The sequence below is a fragment of the Vibrio glycogenivorans genome, assembly GCF_051660965.1.
Classification (GTDB): Bacteria; Pseudomonadota; Gammaproteobacteria; order Enterobacterales; family Vibrionaceae; genus Vibrio.
This window is the reverse complement of the sequence record NZ_JBPVIS010000003.1, coordinates 527,127-544,082: the sequence shown is the minus strand read 5'-3', so window position 1 is coordinate 544,082 and position 16,956 is coordinate 527,127. Positions and strand designations below refer to the sequence as shown.

Sequence of the window (16,956 nt, the reverse complement as noted above, 5' to 3'; positions counted from 1 at the left end):
GCAGTATGCGCTAAGTTTAAGACTCATTTAACTGTTAATCTGAGGCTTATGCCGTGAAATCTGCAACAAGGAATGTGCTGATAGGGTTACTTCTAAGTGGTTCGAGCCTGAGCGCATGGGCCAAATCGGCGGAGATTATTGCTATAGGGCGCCTAGAGGCAGGACGAAAGCAGTGCAGTGCGACGCTGCTCAGTAGCCATCAAATCGTCACAGCTGCGCACTGCTTGTTTAACAGCAAGACGCGCAAGCTTTACCATCCCTCCTATGTTAACTTTTATGCCGGTTATCAAGATGGCAGTTATCGCTTGTCATCCATGGCACGGAGTTATGTGATTGGTGTAAAGAGCTTCCCCTCAGGCAAGTTCGATGAGAAGTTTCTCTACAATGATTGGGCGGTGGTGACACTGAGCACGCCGATTGGTTGCAATATCGAGCCGCTCGAGATTGACCACAAGCCAGCAACAACTCAAACTATGTCGACCTTCGGTTATGGCAGCAATACTCCGCATCAGCAAGTGGCCAGTCATGGTTGTGAATATGCTCTGCCACCGAGAGAAAATACTGCACTAAGACTAAAAAACTGTCACGTCGAGTCTGGCTATTCCGGCGCCCCTCTGCTTCGCCGCGAGCGTGGGCAGTGGCACCTAGTAGGCCTAATCTCTGCTCAGGCCAAAGATTCACAGCAGCGCCTGCGGCAAATGGCGGTGCCGTCCCGCGCTTTTGCCAAACACATCAAACCAAGGGCTTGTCGCCAGCTTTAAAGTTCTGAATTAAAAAGAAGAATTATTTCGTGACGGGATTGTGAGACTTTTATGAGAATTTGATGAGCGAATCGCTAGATTTGATTTCCATGCTTAGGGTGTTCGACAAACATAGGGATGGAATCAAGATGCTAAAACTCAATCAACTAGGATTACTTGTCTCAACCGCCGCTGTGGCGATGAGCTCATCAATAGCCCACGCGGCAGAGATGGAAATTACCATTACTAATGCCACCAAAGGTATTTACTTCACACCACTGCTTGTTGCCGCGCACAACGACGATCTGTTTATGTTCCGCACCGGTGAGGTGGCCTCAAGTGGCTTGGAGCTGATGGCAGAAGAGGGCGATATCTCTGAGCTCTCAGGCGTGATTGGCAATGCCGGTGGTGTGGTGGTTGAAAACCCAGCCGGTGGCATTTTAAACCCAGGCATCAGCACCACATTTGATCTTGATAGTGGTGAGTTAGGTTACTTGTCACTCGGTGCTATGCTACTTCCGACTAATGATGGCTTTGTTGGCCTAGACAGCTGGGCGATCCCTTCAACGCCAGGTACTTATCACGCAGCGCTATACGGCTATGATGCTGGTACCGAGGCCAATGATGAGATCGCAGGCAACATGCCTAACCCACCTTTTATCACCTTTGGCACTAATGGCTCGGGCCTTGAGACTGAAGTGACCAATGATAAGGTGCATATCCATCCTGGTAATTTAGGGGATAGCGACCCAACTGGCGGGATCAGCGATCTGGATAACAGCGCCCATCGTTGGCTCAACCCTGTTGCCACTATCACTATCATCGTGAAGTAAGGAGGCTGATATGAAACATCGTATCTTACTCATCGCGGGGTCTATTGTGGCGTTAGCCGGTTGTCCTGATGACGACGATGACAACAATACAGCTGCGGTATTCGACACTACCAGTCGCTTTAGCGTTAGCGTGTCTAACCTGACTGTTGATCAGCCAATGTCGCCACTAGCAATCATGACTCACAACGGTGAATTTACTCTGTTTGAGGTGGGTAGCAGTGCGTCGGTTGAACTTGAACATTTGGCTGAGGCTGGGAGTAATGCCGAGCTGATGGCTTTGATGGATAGCGACAGCAATATTGACCATGCCATTTCTGGCAACGGCTTGCTTTTACCGGGTAACTCGGATTCGGTTGAGCTGACCATTGATGGTGATTTTAACTACCTTTCGGTCGCGACCATGTTGGTTAACACCAACGATGCCTTTGTCGGTGAAACGGGTATCTCGGTGGCGGATCTCGAGGTCGGAGAGAGCTATCAGATGAACATGAATGTTTGGGATGCGGGCACTGAGGCCAACGATGAGTTAGCCGAGACGATTCCGGGACCGGCTGGTGGCGGTGAGGGATTTAATGCCGAGCGCAATGACGATGATCGCGTGACGTTTCACTCTGGCGTGATCTCACAAGATGATGGTCTAGCAACCTCAGCGCTCAATGCTCAGCATCGCTTCTTAAACCCAGGTGCAAGGCTAACGATTACCCGCTTGGAATAAACATTACCCGCTTGAAAAAATAAATGAAAGAAACTTCTTCTCACCTCGGTCATGTCAGTGTGGATGAGTGCAAGGTGAGGAGGAGCCATGTTAGTGCAAGCAAACAATCAGGTGGCATCGATACTATTGGTTGAGGACGATGACGACCTCGCTGAGCTAGTACAAATGCACATCAAGTTTCAGGGGCACCAGACCACGCGTGTGTCGAGCTGCGCACAAGCATTCGAGCAATATGCTGCAGGCAATTTCGATATGATCGTATTAGACCGTGGTCTCCCCGATGGCGATGGGCTGGACGTTTGCCAGCGTTTGCGCCAAGAGAATAACTGGACACCAGTTTTGGTTCTCACCGCAAGAGGCAGTGAAATGGAAAAGGTCGAAGGGCTGGAAGCCGGCGTAGATGACTACATCACTAAGCCTTTTAGCGTGCTTGAATTTCAGGCCAGAGTTAGAAACATTTTGCGCCGCTCATGCGAAAACCTTTCGGCGACGAATTCTGGTAAGAATGAGCCTGGTGAGACCGCGCAGGATATTATGCATTTTGGTGATCTAACCATCACCCCCGAGTTACACCGAGTAGCTCTCAATGACAGGGAAGTCAACCTTACCGCGACCGAGTTCACCTTGCTGCAGTTTCTCGCCGCTCGCCCAGGACGGGTATTCAGTAAGGATGAGCTGCTTGAACATGTATGGCACACCGACCACGCGGGCTATCACCATACCGTGTGCAGCACGATTAATCGCCTGCGCACTAAGTTATCGCGCTCACCGGACGAGACGCAGTTTATTCATACGGTTTGGGGAGTGGGGTATAAGTTTCAGCCGCAGGGATAACGACAATGAATTCGATGAGCTTTAAGTCTCGACTGGTGATCTTCACCAGCATCTGGTTTTGCCTTGCGACAGTGGCGATTGCCGCCACTTACAATTGGCAGCGCGAGATCACCGAACAAGTAACCAAGCAGAGCCTGCATAAAGACCTTGCCAGCCATATGCGCGATGACAACCCCTTGATGATCGGCACTGATTACAACCCCAAGGCACTCAAATCCATCTTCCACACCTTGATGTTGATCGGCCCGGACTTTGAGATCTATTTTCTCGACAGTCAGGGCAAGATCACCACCCATGCCGCGCCAGAGGGCGCGCAGATGATGGGTGAGATTGACCTCGCTCCAATCAAACGCTTTCTCGCTGGTGATGCCTTCCCAATTCTTGGTGAAGATCCGCGGAACCCTGAGCAAGGCAAGGTGTTTTCCGTTGCCGCTATTGAGGAGTTTGGCTCAGTGGTTGGGTATCTGTATGTGGTGATTGGCAGTACTCGCCACGGGGTGATCGCCGATTCGATTGTCGGCAGCCACTATTCAGCGTTAACCGGACTGGTGCTTATCTCTATTTTGGGCTTTGCCCTCGGTGCATACTGGCTGGTTAAACGCAGCCTTCTCAATCCCATTCATAAGGTCACCGAGCAACTGCAGCAGCAGGCCGAGCAAGACTTTCGCCTCACCGCTGATTTTACCCACCAAGTACCCGAGCTGATCCCGATTGCTGAGTCGTACCAACTCATGGCTAAGCATATTCAGCAGCAGTTTCTCCTGCTCGAATATCAGGCTTCAGCCCGCAAACAGAGCCTATTTCAGCTCAGTCATGACTTAAAAACCCCACTGTCGAGTGTGCTTGGTTATTTAGAAACCTGGAAGATAGGTCAGCCACAGGGAGACCCTCTGATTGATGTCGCCTACCGAAACTGTGAAAAGCTTTCTGCGCAGCTAGAATCCCTGCTCGATACCGCGCGCAAAGACTCCGTCCTGCCGAGCTATGAATATCAGTTAGTGGCGATCAAGCCCTTACTGGAGGAGTGCAAAGAGATGATGCGCAGCCAGTTTTTACGCCGCAGTGTCGAGTTAGAGCTAAAAATAGATAACGGCATCGAAACCATAGGCGATCGCCATTTGCTCGAGCGCTTAGTCTTAAACCTACTTGATAACGCCCTACGTCACAGCCCAGCCCATACCAAAGTAGCGTGTCAGGTCACCCTAGAGCAACAAACCGGCAAGATCCACTTCTCCTTCCGCAACCAAGTCGACACCGACGCCCCAAGTGGCTCCCTAGGCATCGGCACCCGCATCGTCAAATCCATCCTAATGCTCCACTACAGCGTGCTAGAAACCCACCAAACAGATGACCAGTATGAGCAGCGTTTTTGCCTCAACGCCCCGGGCTGAAACCAGTATCACTGCGTTCCGAGGAGCGGGTTTCACTTCGTTCCGGGGTTCGAGGAGTATGTCACGTGGCGTAAATTCAGCGTTTCTCGGCGGGCTCAGCATGTCGTTCGCCTATTCTTTTGAAGATGGTAAAGGCCTTTCACTTCGTTTCTAGAGATGCAAGGAATATTTCACGCGTGCTAAGCTACTCGCTCCTCGAAGGGCTCCGCCCGTCCCCGCACCTCGAACCTGTATTTTGATTCGTGCCTGAGATTCATGAATGCTTTTCCATGCAGGGGGATAATCCTCATCGGTCCCTTGAATTACACTAGACTTAATTGATAACAAACAGCCTGTGATCCTTGTCACATAAAGGCTCAAGTCACATTGCTCAAGGGTTTATCTGCGAGCTAATCGGGAAGGAACAATTAATGTCTTCTGCATTTTACCAACAAATTCAACAGCAGATCGAAGGTGTAAAAGCCGAAGGTCTGTACAAGTCTGAGCGCGTGATCACCTCACAGCAGCAAGCTGAAGTGAAGATCTCAACCGGCCAAGAAGTACTGAACTTCTGTGCGAACAACTACCTAGGTCTAGCTAACCACCCTGCGCTTATTGAAGCGGGTAAAGCAGGTATGGATGAGCACGGCTTTGGTATGGCGTCAGTGCGCTTTATCTGTGGTACGCAAGATATTCATAAAGACCTCGAGCAGAAGCTATCAAGCTTCCTGGGTAAAGAAGATACTATCCTTTACACATCATGTTTTGATGCTAACGCAGGTCTGTTCGAGACTATTCTTGGCAAAGAAGATGCGATCATCTCTGATGCGCTGAACCACGCGTCAATCATCGACGGTGTCCGTCTGTGTAAGGCGATGCGTTTCCGCTACGCGAACAACGATATGGCTGAGCTAGAGCAGCAACTGATTGCAGCTAAAGAAGCAGGCGCACGCCACATCCTGATCGTGACGGACGGCGTATTCTCAATGGACGGTGTGGTAGCAAACCTACCAGCTATCTGTGACCTTGCAGACAAGTACGGCGCGTTGACCATGGTAGATGACTCGCATGCGGTTGGCTTTATGGGCAAAACCGGCGCGGGCACGCATGAGTTCCACGACGTTGTAGATCGCATCGACATCATTACTGGTACGCTAGGCAAAGCCATGGGCGGCGCTTCAGGCGGCTACACCTCAGGTAAGAAAGAAGTGATCGACTGGCTACGTCAGCGCTCACGTCCTTACCTATTCTCAAACTCAGTGGCACCAGCGATTGTTAACGCTTCACTGCGTGTGCTTGAGCTACTTGAAGAGAGCGGTGACCTGCGCGATCGCCTATGGGCGAACTCGGCACACTTCCGCACTCGCATGGAAGGTGCAGGCTTTACCATGGGCGGTGCTGATCACGCGATCATCCCAATCATGCTAGGTGATGCAAAAGTAGCGGCAGAGTTTGCTGAGCGCGCGTTAGAGAAAGGCATCTACGTAGTAGGCTTCTCATTCCCAGTGGTACCGAAAGGCCAAGCACGTATCCGTACTCAAATGTCAGCAGCTCACTCTCCAGAGCAGCTAGACCGTGCCATCGACGCGTTTATCGAAGTCGGTAAAGAGATGGGCATCATCTAAGTTGCCCGGCAGTTTGGGTTAGTTGCACTTTAGAGACACACCCAACTACCTTGAATACGGTAAAGAGTTTTTATTGCTGTCAGTCGCATCTTTTGACTGGCAGCAACACTAGGTAAAAGTTATGAAAATCAAAGCACTATCTAAGCTAAAGCCTGAGCAAGGCATCTGGATGACTGAGGTGGATAAGCCACAAATCGGTCACAACGATCTGCTTATCAAAATCAAGAAGACCGCAATTTGTGGTACTGACGTTCACATCTACAACTGGGACGAGTGGTCACAAAACACCATTCCTGTGCCTATGGTTGTCGGTCACGAATATGTGGGTGAAGTGGTTGAAGTCGGTCAAGAGGTACGTGGCTTTGCAGTAGGCGATCGCGTGTCTGGCGAGGGTCACATCACTTGTGGTCACTGCCGTAACTGTCGCGGTGGTCGTACTCATCTATGTCGTAACACCATCGGTGTGGGCGTAAACCGTGAAGGTGCGTTTGCCGAATACCTAGTGATCCCAGCATTTAATGCGTTCAAGATCCCTGAAGGCATCTCAGACGATCTAGCATCAATCTTTGACCCGTTTGGCAACGCAGTTCACACGGCATTGTCTTTTGACCTTGTCGGTGAAGACGTGCTGATCACAGGCGCTGGCCCTATCGGTATCATGGCTGCGGCAGTGGCTAAGCACGTGGGTGCACGTCACGTGGTGATCACGGATGTGAATGAATACCGCCTAGACTTGGCACGTCAAATGGGTGTGACTCGCGCGGTTAACGTAGCGAAAGAAGACCTGAAAGATGTGATGAACGAGCTAGGCATGACAGAAGGCTTCGATGTGGGTCTTGAGATGTCAGGCGTTCAAGCAGCGTTCAGCACCATGCTAGAAACCATGAACCACGGTGGTCGTATCGCACTGCTAGGTATTCCACCATCAGACATGGGCATCGACTGGAACCAGGTGATCTTCAAAGGCCTGGTGATCAAGGGTATCTACGGTCGTGAGATGTTCGAAACTTGGTACAAGATGGCATCACTGATCCAATCAGGTCTCGATCTATCGCCAATCATCACTCACCACTACAAGATTGATGACTTCCAAGCAGGCTTTGATGTGATGCGTAGCGGTCAGTCAGGTAAAGTGATTCTTGATTGGGAATAGTGCAGTCAGGAAGAACTGGCTAGCGTAAATCTATCTTTAGAAAAGTCCCAAGTTGAACTTGGGACTTTTTTTTGTCTAGTGACAAACGATACTTAAGTGCTCATGCACATCAGGATCGTTAATTGATATCAACTCTTTTGGTTGAAAAGCACCGTTTTCTGCAGCCATAGCAGTAAACTGAAGCACGGAGTTGGCAGCAAGATAATCGTGTACTTGCCATTGTTCAATCGCAGTCGCGGTGTGGCAGCCTAAGTCATCGCGCCAATCTAGTCGGTGCGCCATTTCTTGCTGAACTCGCCAATACTCCATTGGTTCTGCTGATGAATTGGTTTGGTAATACCCATCGTACGACTGAATAGTCTGTTGGCAATCAGGGTAAAGCAACCAGAGTTCATCATCGTAACGAGTGAAGGTTTGGCTGACAAAGTCTTGTTGATAATCGACATACTCAACCTCAATCGTTGTATCAAATCTTAGATCGCCATTAACGTCATAGCTTTGCTGTGAGGTTAAGATCTTGCCGCAGTATTTACTCTTCTCATCAAGTACATACTCTATCAAGTTACCTGAATCGAAATAGATAACGTTACTTCGCATTGATATTAAAAAAACCACCGTGTGTGACGGTGGTTTTGTTTTGCAAGCATTGCCGAAAGGGGGCTTTGTCTACTTTATCGAGAACGATGTTCTCAATGACCAGTGATTAGAAGCGGTAACCAAATGTTACGGATGCTTGGTCAAAATTTTCGTAAAAGCTTGGAATGTCGACGCGAAGATCGGTATAGAAATGATCGCCAATGTCAGCACGTAGACCTAGGCCAACAAAAATCGTGTTCTCAGTGATGTTGCCTTTAACATCATCCACTTTGAGGTCTTCATCCAAGAATGCTAGACCAATTGCAGCATATGGCTTAATGGAGTAGCCCTCTGAGACAAACTTGTAACCAATGTCGGTATCAATTTTGAATGTGCTACCATCAAGTGATGCATACCTATCACTCTCTTTATGTTTAGCGTAAGATACATTCACACCAAAGATCTGGTTAATGTCATAACCATACTCAAGCTTAATACCCGTTCCCCACTCAACATTTATATCGCCTAAATCTAGCTCTGTTTTAGAGTAACCCAAACCAACACGGTGGCCACTAAAGTCGTTGGCAAATGCACCAGCTGAAAGAACGACACTGCTAATCAAGGCCGGAAGTAAAAATTTCATCTAATAAATTCCAATTTATGTAAATAGAGGCCCTTTTTTCTTCCGTGGGGCGTTAAGTCCCTAATTTTCAATGCGGGATTGTATGAGGCACGCACTTTAAGTGCTAATTGTAAAGTGCAATAGCCCTAATAAGCATTTCTTATCAGGTGAGTCGGAAGGTAGATGGTTAGCGTCGCGCTAGGAACTGCTCAACACGAGCGGTTTGATCCTGCATGAGTTGAGTGATTTCCTCTAACAACCAATGGATTAGCGGGCTATCAAGGTTTTTGGTATGAAAATGCGCGTAGATAGGATAAATGAATGGATTCTCATCTTGCTCAATTTGCGCGATATCCAATGAGGTAAACGCTGGGTACCTGTAAAGCGGGAAAAGGTTGGAGTGGGGTAAGATCATGTCGGTTTGTTCAACCACATTGAGTATGGTTAGCGCATCCTCGGCGCGCATTCCAGTTTTGATGTTGATATCGTACTCGGCAAGGACATTTGCGGCATAGTTGAAGTTGTCATTCCAGCCAGCACTGACCACAGAAGCAAACTCATAGGCTTCTAGATCTTTCATATCGATGGGGCGACCGGCCAATGGATGCTCCTTTCTGACAATCGCTTGGGCCCTTATGTCAATCAGCTTTTGGTGATAGATATCTTTTGGCAGTCGTAGGTTGTAATGGATGCCAAGGATCACTTCACCCGTACGAATTTTGTCTTCAGTACTCTGGTTCCACAGGATTAACTCAATATTGGCATTTTTGGCCTTACTCTTGAGCTGCGCAAACAGTGAGCCTGCGAGTGAGCTAACAATAAGAGACGATAGGGCAATACGCAGGGTTTGATCAACTTGCTCCGGCTCGAACTTTTGCAGCGTATTGAGGGATTTTGCTAAGCCATCTAAGTGGGGGGCCACCTTGGTTGCCAATTCGTTGGCAAAGTAAGTCGGCTCAAGTCCTGAAGGCACTTTAACAAACAGCGGGTCATCGAAGTGATTTCTGAGCTTTTTCAACGCTTGGCTAAGTGCTGGCTGAGAGATGTGCAAACGACCAGAGGCTTTTCTCATATTGAGCTCCTGATGCAGGACAAGAAAGGTTCGCAGCAGGTTTAAGTCGAGTGTGAGGTACAAATCTTTAGCCATAGATAGGAAAAATCCAAGACAAGTCATATGGTTTAACTATAGCGTTTTTTGCTGGTGATGGGTACTTAAAGCCCCAAGCAACAAAGACTTGGGGCTTTTGTATGCCGTTACCCTTGCACAAGTTCGACAGTGTAATTGTGCAGTTTAACGTCCGATTGAGAGCCTAGTTTTACTTGCCATGTTTCATTGACCAACAGGTTGATGGCTTGCCCTTCAAACACGGAGTGAGGAAAAGTCTCTGCTTGCAGGCGAACTCGCAACTCAACTTGGAAGTCATCACCATTAGGTTTGACTTCAATCTGCTCCACGATGTGCTGGCAGTTTGGCTTGAAAGTCTCTCGTGCTTGACCGTACCAATCACGAAAGCCCTCTAAACCATTGAAGGTGCCCTCTGGCATATTCATTACAAAGCCCTCTGCTAGATGCGGCTCATAATAAGCAGTTTCCTGCGGCAAACTATCAAGTTGTTTAAACCAGTTGGCAACAAACTTTTCAATAAGCTTTGCTGGTGATTCAGTCAGCTCAGTGATCAAATCAGCAACGCGGTGAGCGTGTTGCTTGGCGCGACCTTGTACTTCCTCAAGCTCGTTGTAGACACCGGGAATGTAGACCATGCGGTGTGTATAAACAGGTTTGTTAAAGCGCATACCTGCCAGATAGGCGGTTTGCTGTATTGGTAAAATTAGCTGCTCAATGGTGAAGTGGTTATAACCGAGCGGATCATAAGACTCCTCTGGCCCACCAATGGTGAAAGAGGTGATTAGCTCTTTGTCTTTCAGTTTGTCGCCTTTTGAGCCATAAGCAAAGTTATAGCTAAGCACATCATCGAGCCACTTCTTCATCAATGCCGGCACCGAGTACCAGTAAAATGGGAACTGCAGCACGATCACATCGGCTTTTAGTAGTGCGGCTTGCTCAGCCTCTACGTCGATTTGGTAGTCAGGGTAGAGCGTGTCTAGACGGCGTATCTCGATGTTATCTACTTTGTTTTGTAGCTCTTTTAGGATCACAGTATTGGTGTGAGAAGAAGCAAGATCTGGGTGACCTGAAATAACAACAACTTGGCTCATGGTATATCTCCTAACTGAGTAATTTGGGGGCTGTCTAAGCGATGAAGAGAGTATATGTCGCCAAATTGATAATGATTAGATGCTGTATATCTAATATATTATTAGTCACTAGCTAATAATTGAGGTTCACAGTGAACGGCAGCACATTTAATCAGTTGCGGATTTTTCAGGCGATCACGGTTGAGGGCAGTATCACCGGGGCAGCACGAAAGCTGCAGATGGCTTCACCCTCGGTGAGTAATGCACTTAAGGCGTTAGAAGACCAAGTCGGCTTGCCTCTATTTACGCGCACCACTCGCCGGATTGAGTTGACGGAAGCGGGGCAGCTTTTACATCAACGCACCTTTGGCATTATGAACGAATTGGCACTTTCGTTTGAGAGCATCAGTGATTTGAGCGAAGTGCCGTCAGGCAAGGTACGTTTGACCACGCCAAGGTTTGTCTATGAGTATTTATTGCGCCCAATTTACGCCGAATTCTGTCAACGTTATCCCAATATCGAGCTCGAGATCTCTATCTCAGATGCCAAGGTCGATATCTTAAATCAGGGTTTTGACTTGGGTATCCGCTTTGGCGATCGGGTTGAAGAGGGGATGGTGGCGCGTCAACTGACCGCACCAATGTCTGAGGCTCTGTTTGCATCGCCGGATTATGTTAAGCGATATGGGCTGCCTCAGACACCACAAGATCTCAAGCAACATAAGTTGATTCAATATCGATTTGTCGCCTCTAATCAAGTAGCGCCACTCAAGCTGGCCCAGGGAGAGAAAGAGTGGTTGGTGGAAATGCCCAGTGCCATGATTGTCAACGATACCAATCTGATGGTCGATGCTGCACTTAAAGGCGTAGGAATAGGGCGGGTAGTTGAGCCAATGGTTGCAGCGCTATTTGCCAATGACCAACTGATCCCAGTGATGCGCGAGTATTGGTATCCCTATGCTGGGCTGTATGTGTATTTCCATCAAAACACGCAAAAAGCTAAGCGGGTTCGTGTGTTGATTGATTTTCTTATTGAAAAGTCGCAGGGGAAACAGTGAGTCAGTTACCAGAAATGGCTTAAAAGGTTGATATTACGGGGTTGGTTTTCTTCACTTTTTATCATGGGCTGAATTTTAAGGGCACGAGTTAATGATCTTGTGCCAGTAAACTATGGTGCAACTATTTCAATCTAAAACTTAGGTGAACAAATGGAAGTGATTGGAAATCAAGTCCTCATCGGGTCGTTTTTTACCTTTACCCTGGGGATCGTGGTTCTGTTTCTCGGGCGTCGTCTGACCAAAGCGATTGGGCCACTGGCGCATTTTAATATCCCTGAGCCAGTGAGTGGCGGCTTACTGATCTCAGTGCTGATTGCAGTTGTGTTTTTTGCTTCTGGCTATGAGATTGAGTTTAATCTCGTCAGTCGAGATCTGTTGCTGGTGTACTTTTTTACCACGATTGGTATCAATGCCAGTTTGCAGGACTTGGCAAAAGGGGGCAAGCCCCTGCTGATCTTGCTCGCCATTACCATAGGCTACATGTTCGTACAGAATTTCGTTGGTATTGGTGTGGCTGGGTTGTTTGAGCTCCCCTCTCAGGTTGGGCTGCTTGGTGGTAGTGTGTCATTGATTGGCGGTCATGGTACGGCCATCGCTTGGGCACCCAGGATCAGTGAAGACTTTGGTATTGGTAACGCGATGGAAATCGGTATAGCGTGTGCCACGTTCGGTTTGATCTTAGCCAGTTTGATGGGGGGACCAATTGCGCAGTTCTTGATCAAGCGTTATCAATTAAGCCCATCTAGCATTGAGCCATTAGATGTTGGTATTGAGGAAGGTGAGGGGCAAGGCACGATTACCGCGCATGATTTCTTAGATGCGATTCTTGCTATCCACATTTGTATCATCTTTGGTGTGTTATTGAACGAAGCGATTGAGAACCTAGGTTTGCAGCTACCGCTGTTTGTTACCTGTCTGTTTGCCGGGATCATCGCCACCAATCTCGTCCCGAAATCTATCCCGCGTATCACGGGCACTCAATGGCCATCGCGCAGGCCAGCGATTGCCCTGATCTCAGAGATTTCACTCGGCACCTTCTTGGCAATGTCACTGATGAGTATGCAATTATGGACGCTGATCGATCTCGCCGGTCCAATATTCGCCATACTGGCGATGCAGTTTGCCGTCGCGGTTTTTATTACCTTATTTGTTGTCTTCCCGGCAATGGGAAGAAATTATGACGCGGCGGTGGTGTGCGCCGGTTTTGGTGGGATCTCGCTCGGCTCAACTCCGACTGCCATGGCAAATATGTCTGCAGTCGCCGCGCGCTATGGTAACTCACACTTGGCCTTTGTAGTGGTGCCCTTGGTGTGTGCGTTCTTCATCGATCTGGCCAACGCGCTGATTATTCCATGGCTGTTGGCGTTTTAGTTTGGATGTTCCAAGATGATGCAAAAAGCACCGCTTTTGTGCGGTGCTTGGGTGTTTTTTCCTCTCCTCAGCAGCGATTCTCGTTGTCGAAATTCGCAGATGATTTCTAGTTATCAGCGACAGTGATCACGTTTTGTAGCCCAGTTTTAATTTATCTGTGTCAAGGGATGGCTTTTTAGTGCCACTTGTTGCTTAATGCTGGGCGTGAGCGAATTTCGTTCGCTTTGAGTGCAACTTGTACTCACACGGTGACCTAATTGGGCACAAGGTAGGATTCGAGCTTGTTTAGTAACTGTTTGTTTATTGGCATTTTAATTGCAGCTGCCGAGAGAAAGGATTGATTAGGAGTTGATATGTTCACAAAACGTTTTTTTAAAACCAAGAATGAAGTAGAGGTAACGTTTCAGTGGCCGAAGGGTGATTCGGACGTTAAAACTGTCGCAATTAGTGGAGACTTTAATGACTGGCAGGCGACCCCGCTGAAATTGAATCGCCAAAAAGTCTTTACCACCAAAATCCGCTTGCCAAAAGATGCACAATTCCAATTCCGTTACGTACTCGATGATTCAGTTTGGGAAAACGATCATCAGGCAGATGCTTATGTGCCAAATGGCCAAGGCAGTGACAACAGTGTCATCAGTACATACCAAGAGGTAGAGGCGTAATTGCCGCAGATGATCGGGGGGGGTCAAAGTCCCTTCATCATGATAAAATCGACGAAACAAGGGGCACATGATGTGCCCCTTGTTTCATTTTCAGCCCAAAACAGTAACTGCAACTGAAACTTATTGGCTAAGGCGTTGTTAAGACGATTTGGCTTTCTACTTACTGATGACAGACCTACTTTAGGCTTGGACGCGACGCAAAAAAGAAGGCTCGCGATTTTTATGATTCGCGTGCAGTGTACTGCCAAGTGAGAGTAAAGATGTGATAAACATGATTGCTACGATGGGCCATAAACTGTTTGTGCTTAGCACGGCAGCAAGGGCGCTTAAGCTCGCACCGATAAGAAACTGACTTGCACCCAAAGCGGCAGAGGCAACGCCTGCCCCCTGACCGAAATGCTTTAGGAAGCTAGCATTAGAGTTGGCCATGATCCCGCCATTAGCAGAGATACTGATAACAAAGCCAGCGACAGTTAGCCATAGAAAATCAGGGGCAAACAGCTGAGAGAGAACTAATACACTGGTCCCGAAAACCTGTAAGCTTATAAATCGCGGTAATAAATAGGCTGGTGCATGACGATTAAGCAAAAATGAGTTGAGTCGGTTAATGATGCCCAGGCCCAAGATATTGAAAAAGAATAAGCTCGAGAAGAGCTCTGCACTGATCTCAAAATGTACCATGTAGACAAATGCACCATTGGCAATAAATGTGATCAACACTGCGAAACTAAAGCCTTGTGATAGAAGGTAGCCTATGGCTTTACTATTGGTAAAAACATCCCGGTAGCCGATTGCTTTTGCTTTATTTACCCGTGAGTTTGAGTTTGGCAGTACTTTAGCTGCTCCAAGAGCGACAATGAGTGCTAACACGCCTGAGATGATAAAGATCCAGTGCCAGCTGATGAGGTTCATTATTAGTGTGCCAACTGAAGGTGCGACTGATGGGGCGATCATGCTGATTAGTGCAATTAAAGCTAATAGTTTCGCCGCCTCTTTACCCTCAGCATTATCCCGAATGGTTGCGGGCACTCCAACCACAGCGATACCACCACCTATTGATTGGATAATACGCCACGCCCAAAAGGCATATATGTGTTTACTGAATGCAAGCATCATGCTGCAGCCAGAAAAAATGACGAGTCCGATTACCATGATTTTCATTCGACCAAAGCGGTCGGATAGTGGTCCCCCAATCAACTGGCCCATCGCAAGACCGAAGACATATATACTGACCGTTATAGAGATCATTGCGGTGTTAACCTCAAGTGCGCCGGCAATCGTAGGAATTGCAGGGAGGTAACTGTCTATCGCAAATGGTGTCATCGCAAACACTGACGCGAGCAGTACAATCAGTCGCTTAGAAATTGTGGGTTGCATAGATTCCTCTAGATTGTTGTTATGATTATTTATCTTTCCAGAAAGATACTAAGTGGATTTTAGCTTGCTAGCAAGATATATTTACAGCCGTATCCTACTTAGCGGAGCTCGAGTTGTATGTCTCAGCAAGATAACTTGCAAACCCTTTTGTCTCAGGGCCTAGCGAATTGGCCCGAGGCGTTTGCGAACATCACTCCATCTATCCTGTGTATTCATCGAATACATGATCATCTCGAGTCCGACCTCGAACCAATTATTCGTGGTTATGACTTGCAGAAAGCCGATTTTGGTGTGTTGGCTACCCTACGCAGAAGTGGCGAGCCATTTTGCTTATCACCGACTAACCTCTATCGTTCTATGTTGTTTAGCTCTGGCGGTCTGACTAAAGTGCTCGCTCGTCTGACAAAAGCAGGATTGATCACACGCATTGAAAATCCAGAGGATGGTCGAAGCAAGTTAGTGCAGCTGACTAGCCATGGAAAATCGACAATTGAAGTGGTGATTGAAAAGGTACATGGACATGAAAATCGCAAGTTAACGGTGTTGGACGAGCAAGAGCAGCGTCAGCTCGAAGGATTGCTGAAAAAGTTGCTGGGACAGTGGGAGCCAACTTAGTTTGGCTCATTGGATTAGTGTTTGGGCTTGCTTACGGGGGCTCATGGTTTGAGTTCGAATGTGGTAGAGTTTTACTTTTCCCTCACGTTGAAAAGCGATAACTATGGTCCAACTCGATACACCCGCACTGATTGTTGATCTTGATAAGCTAGAATCCAATCTAGAACAGATGCAACGCCGCATAGATAAACTGGGCGTAGTACTGCGGCCACATACTAAGGCACATAAAATACCCGCTATTGCTCAGATGCAGATAGACTATGGCGCTCAGGGGATCTGTACCTCGAAGCTTGGTGAAGCAGAGGTGATGGTAGCAGGTGGTATACGCGATGTGCTTATCACTACGCCAATCGCAGGTGAGATCAAGATTGCGCGCTTGATCCAACTGATCCAACAAAACCCAAGTGCGATTGTTCGTCAGGTGATAGACCATGCCGATCACGTCAAGGCAATTGGACAGCAAGCTGCAGCGGTTGGGCTTGAGGTGGGATTGCTAGTCGAGGTAGAGAGTGGTCAACAGCGCTGCGGCGTATTACCGGGCGACGCTTTACTTGAGCTTATTGAGCTGATCCTAGAGACCCCAGGGGTGCGCTATGACGGTATCCAAGCGTACAGCGGCCACCTGCAGTTATTAAAAGGTTATCAAGAGCGCCATCAAGCCGCACGTGATGCCGTTACTGAGGTGTTTGACTATATTGAACAGCAGCTGACGCCCAGAGGGCTACGCCCTAGTATCATCTCTGGCGGGGGGACTGGTACATTTGAGGCACATGGTGAGCAGCAATATACCGAGATCCAAGCCGGCTCTTATCTTTTTATGGACGCTAGTTATACCGCTATCGGCGATGAAGCTAATGAAAAGGTAAATAACCAGTTTCTTTCGGCGCTCTCTGTTTTAAGTACAGTAATTAGTCACCCAGCGGAGAATCGTGCCGTGATTGATGCCGGTATGAAGTCACTATCGATAGATTTAGGAATGCCAAAAGTTATCAAAGATTCGTCAATCATCTACCAATGCGGTGGTGATGAGCATGGCATTCTTCACCTTAGCGAAGCGTCACGTAAGCTCGCGATTGGTGATCGAGTTGCCTTGATGCCAAGTCATTGTGATACCACGTTGAATAATTTTGATGTGCTGTATGGTGTGCGAGATGGGCAGCTGGTTGAGCAGTGGGCGATAGCTGGGCGAGGTCGCTCAGACTAGAA

The 16,956-nt window shown here is 48.0% G+C and carries 17 protein-coding genes; 12 read left to right on the top strand and 5 right to left on the bottom strand.

Features of this window, described 5'->3' with window-relative positions; genetic code table 11:
- The first annotated feature begins 53 nt into the window (after window positions 1-53).
- The 7 genes from ACSTTG_RS10435 to tdh all read left to right on the top strand — a co-directional run bounded on the left by ACSTTG_RS10435 (window position 54) and on the right by tdh (window position 7,270).
- A complete protein-coding gene (locus tag ACSTTG_RS10435) occupies window positions 54-761 on the top strand; it encodes a trypsin-like serine peptidase (RefSeq protein ID WP_438474749.1) in 708 nt (235 codons plus the stop codon).
- A gap of 128 nt (window positions 762-889) precedes the next feature.
- Entirely contained in the window at window positions 890-1,573 is a 684-nt protein-coding gene (locus ACSTTG_RS10430) for a spondin domain-containing protein (RefSeq protein ID WP_438458453.1), read from the top strand.
- A gap of 10 nt (window positions 1,574-1,583) precedes the next feature.
- Complete coding sequence (locus ACSTTG_RS10425; RefSeq protein WP_438458454.1) at window positions 1,584-2,288, top strand: spondin domain-containing protein; 705 nt, start codon at window positions 1,584-1,586, stop codon at window positions 2,286-2,288.
- 87 nt (window positions 2,289-2,375) lie between these two features.
- Window positions 2,376-3,122, top strand: coding sequence for a response regulator transcription factor (locus ACSTTG_RS10420; protein ID WP_438458455.1), 747 nt, complete (start codon window positions 2,376-2,378; stop codon window positions 3,120-3,122).
- Window positions 3,123-3,136: 14 nt separating this feature from the next.
- Entirely contained in the window at window positions 3,137-4,513 is a 1,377-nt protein-coding gene (locus tag ACSTTG_RS10415) for a sensor histidine kinase (protein WP_438474801.1), read from the top strand.
- 410 nt (window positions 4,514-4,923) lie between these two features.
- Window positions 4,924-6,117 carry a glycine C-acetyltransferase gene (locus tag ACSTTG_RS10410; RefSeq protein WP_438474748.1) on the top strand — a complete coding sequence of 398 codons (1,194 nt, stop codon included), beginning with the start codon at window positions 4,924-4,926 and terminating at the stop codon, window positions 6,115-6,117.
- Window positions 6,118-6,238: 121 nt separating this feature from the next.
- On the top strand, window positions 6,239-7,270 hold the full coding sequence (gene tdh / locus ACSTTG_RS10405; protein WP_438474747.1) for an L-threonine 3-dehydrogenase: 1,032 nt from the start codon (window positions 6,239-6,241) through the stop codon (window positions 7,268-7,270).
- Between the two features lie 75 nt (window positions 7,271-7,345).
- Here tdh and ACSTTG_RS10400 read toward each other — a convergent pair whose 3' ends face one another.
- The 4 genes from ACSTTG_RS10400 to ACSTTG_RS10385 form a co-directional block, all read right to left on the bottom strand.
- On the bottom strand, window positions 7,346-7,867 hold the full coding sequence (locus ACSTTG_RS10400) for a hypothetical protein (RefSeq protein WP_438474746.1): 522 nt from the start codon (window positions 7,865-7,867) through the stop codon (window positions 7,346-7,348).
- Between the two features lie 106 nt (window positions 7,868-7,973).
- Window positions 7,974-8,489 carry a porin family protein gene (locus ACSTTG_RS10395; RefSeq protein ID WP_438458460.1) on the bottom strand — a complete coding sequence of 172 codons (516 nt, stop codon included), beginning with the start codon at window positions 8,487-8,489 and terminating at the stop codon, window positions 7,974-7,976.
- A gap of 166 nt (window positions 8,490-8,655) precedes the next feature.
- Window positions 8,656-9,615: a LysR family transcriptional regulator gene (locus ACSTTG_RS10390; RefSeq protein WP_438474745.1), complete on the bottom strand. Its 960-nt coding sequence runs from the start codon at window positions 9,613-9,615 to the stop codon at window positions 8,656-8,658.
- A 107-nt stretch (window positions 9,616-9,722) separates the two neighbouring features.
- Window positions 9,723-10,685 (bottom strand): NAD(P)H-dependent oxidoreductase, encoded by a 963-nt coding sequence (locus tag ACSTTG_RS10385; RefSeq protein ID WP_438474744.1) that lies wholly within the window; start codon window positions 10,683-10,685, stop codon window positions 9,723-9,725.
- 131 nt (window positions 10,686-10,816) lie between these two features.
- On the opposite strand from ACSTTG_RS10385, the gene ACSTTG_RS10380 reads away from it, so the two are divergent.
- From ACSTTG_RS10380 to ACSTTG_RS10370, 3 genes are all read left to right on the top strand, one after another.
- Complete coding sequence (locus ACSTTG_RS10380) at window positions 10,817-11,722, top strand: LysR substrate-binding domain-containing protein (RefSeq protein WP_438474743.1); 906 nt, start codon at window positions 10,817-10,819, stop codon at window positions 11,720-11,722.
- Window positions 11,723-11,872: 150 nt separating this feature from the next.
- Complete coding sequence (gene gltS, locus ACSTTG_RS10375) at window positions 11,873-13,093, top strand: sodium/glutamate symporter (RefSeq protein WP_438458464.1); 1,221 nt, start codon at window positions 11,873-11,875, stop codon at window positions 13,091-13,093.
- 353 nt (window positions 13,094-13,446) lie between these two features.
- Window positions 13,447-13,758, top strand: coding sequence for an isoamylase early set domain-containing protein (locus ACSTTG_RS10370; protein ID WP_438458465.1), 312 nt, complete (start codon window positions 13,447-13,449; stop codon window positions 13,756-13,758).
- Between the two features lie 180 nt (window positions 13,759-13,938).
- Here ACSTTG_RS10370 and ACSTTG_RS10365 read toward each other — a convergent pair whose 3' ends face one another.
- Window positions 13,939-15,135, bottom strand: a complete 1,197-nt coding sequence (locus ACSTTG_RS10365) for a multidrug effflux MFS transporter (RefSeq protein WP_438458466.1) — start codon at window positions 15,133-15,135, stop codon at window positions 13,939-13,941.
- Window positions 15,136-15,252: 117 nt separating this feature from the next.
- Here ACSTTG_RS10365 and ACSTTG_RS10360 point away from each other — a divergent pair, with 117 nt between their 5' ends.
- Both ACSTTG_RS10360 and ACSTTG_RS10355 read left to right on the top strand, forming a co-directional pair.
- A complete protein-coding gene (locus tag ACSTTG_RS10360) occupies window positions 15,253-15,750 on the top strand; it encodes a MarR family winged helix-turn-helix transcriptional regulator (protein WP_438458467.1) in 498 nt (165 codons plus the stop codon).
- A gap of 103 nt (window positions 15,751-15,853) precedes the next feature.
- Window positions 15,854-16,954, top strand: a complete 1,101-nt coding sequence (locus ACSTTG_RS10355; RefSeq protein WP_438474742.1) for a DSD1 family PLP-dependent enzyme — start codon at window positions 15,854-15,856, stop codon at window positions 16,952-16,954.
- Window positions 16,955-16,956: the final 2 nt, after the last annotated feature.

Coding starts and splice junctions, on each gene's coding strand:
- ACSTTG_RS10430 (WP_438458453.1), top strand. CDS start 890: ATGCTAAAACTCAATCAACTAGGATTACTTGTCTCAACCGCCGCTGTG.
- ACSTTG_RS10425 (WP_438458454.1), top strand. CDS start 1,584: ATGAAACATCGTATCTTACTCATCGCGGGGTCTATTGTGGCGTTAGCC.
- ACSTTG_RS10420 (WP_438458455.1), top strand. CDS start 2,376: ATGTTAGTGCAAGCAAACAATCAGGTGGCATCGATACTATTGGTTGAG.
- ACSTTG_RS10415 (WP_438474801.1), top strand. CDS start 3,137: ATGAGCTTTAAGTCTCGACTGGTGATCTTCACCAGCATCTGGTTTTGC.
- ACSTTG_RS10410 (WP_438474748.1), top strand. CDS start 4,924: ATGTCTTCTGCATTTTACCAACAAATTCAACAGCAGATCGAAGGTGTA.
- tdh (WP_438474747.1), top strand. CDS start 6,239: ATGAAAATCAAAGCACTATCTAAGCTAAAGCCTGAGCAAGGCATCTGG.
- ACSTTG_RS10400 (WP_438474746.1), bottom strand. CDS start 7,867: ATGCGAAGTAACGTTATCTATTTCGATTCAGGTAACTTGATAGAGTAT.
- ACSTTG_RS10395 (WP_438458460.1), bottom strand. CDS start 8,489: ATGAAATTTTTACTTCCGGCCTTGATTAGCAGTGTCGTTCTTTCAGCT.
- ACSTTG_RS10390 (WP_438474745.1), bottom strand. CDS start 9,615: ATGGCTAAAGATTTGTACCTCACACTCGACTTAAACCTGCTGCGAACC.
- ACSTTG_RS10385 (WP_438474744.1), bottom strand. CDS start 10,685: ATGAGCCAAGTTGTTGTTATTTCAGGTCACCCAGATCTTGCTTCTTCT.
- gltS (WP_438458464.1), top strand. CDS start 11,873: ATGGAAGTGATTGGAAATCAAGTCCTCATCGGGTCGTTTTTTACCTTT.
- ACSTTG_RS10370 (WP_438458465.1), top strand. CDS start 13,447: ATGTTCACAAAACGTTTTTTTAAAACCAAGAATGAAGTAGAGGTAACG.
- ACSTTG_RS10365 (WP_438458466.1), bottom strand. CDS start 15,135: ATGCAACCCACAATTTCTAAGCGACTGATTGTACTGCTCGCGTCAGTG.
- ACSTTG_RS10360 (WP_438458467.1), top strand. CDS start 15,253: ATGTCTCAGCAAGATAACTTGCAAACCCTTTTGTCTCAGGGCCTAGCG.
- ACSTTG_RS10355 (WP_438474742.1), top strand. CDS start 15,854: ATGGTCCAACTCGATACACCCGCACTGATTGTTGATCTTGATAAGCTA.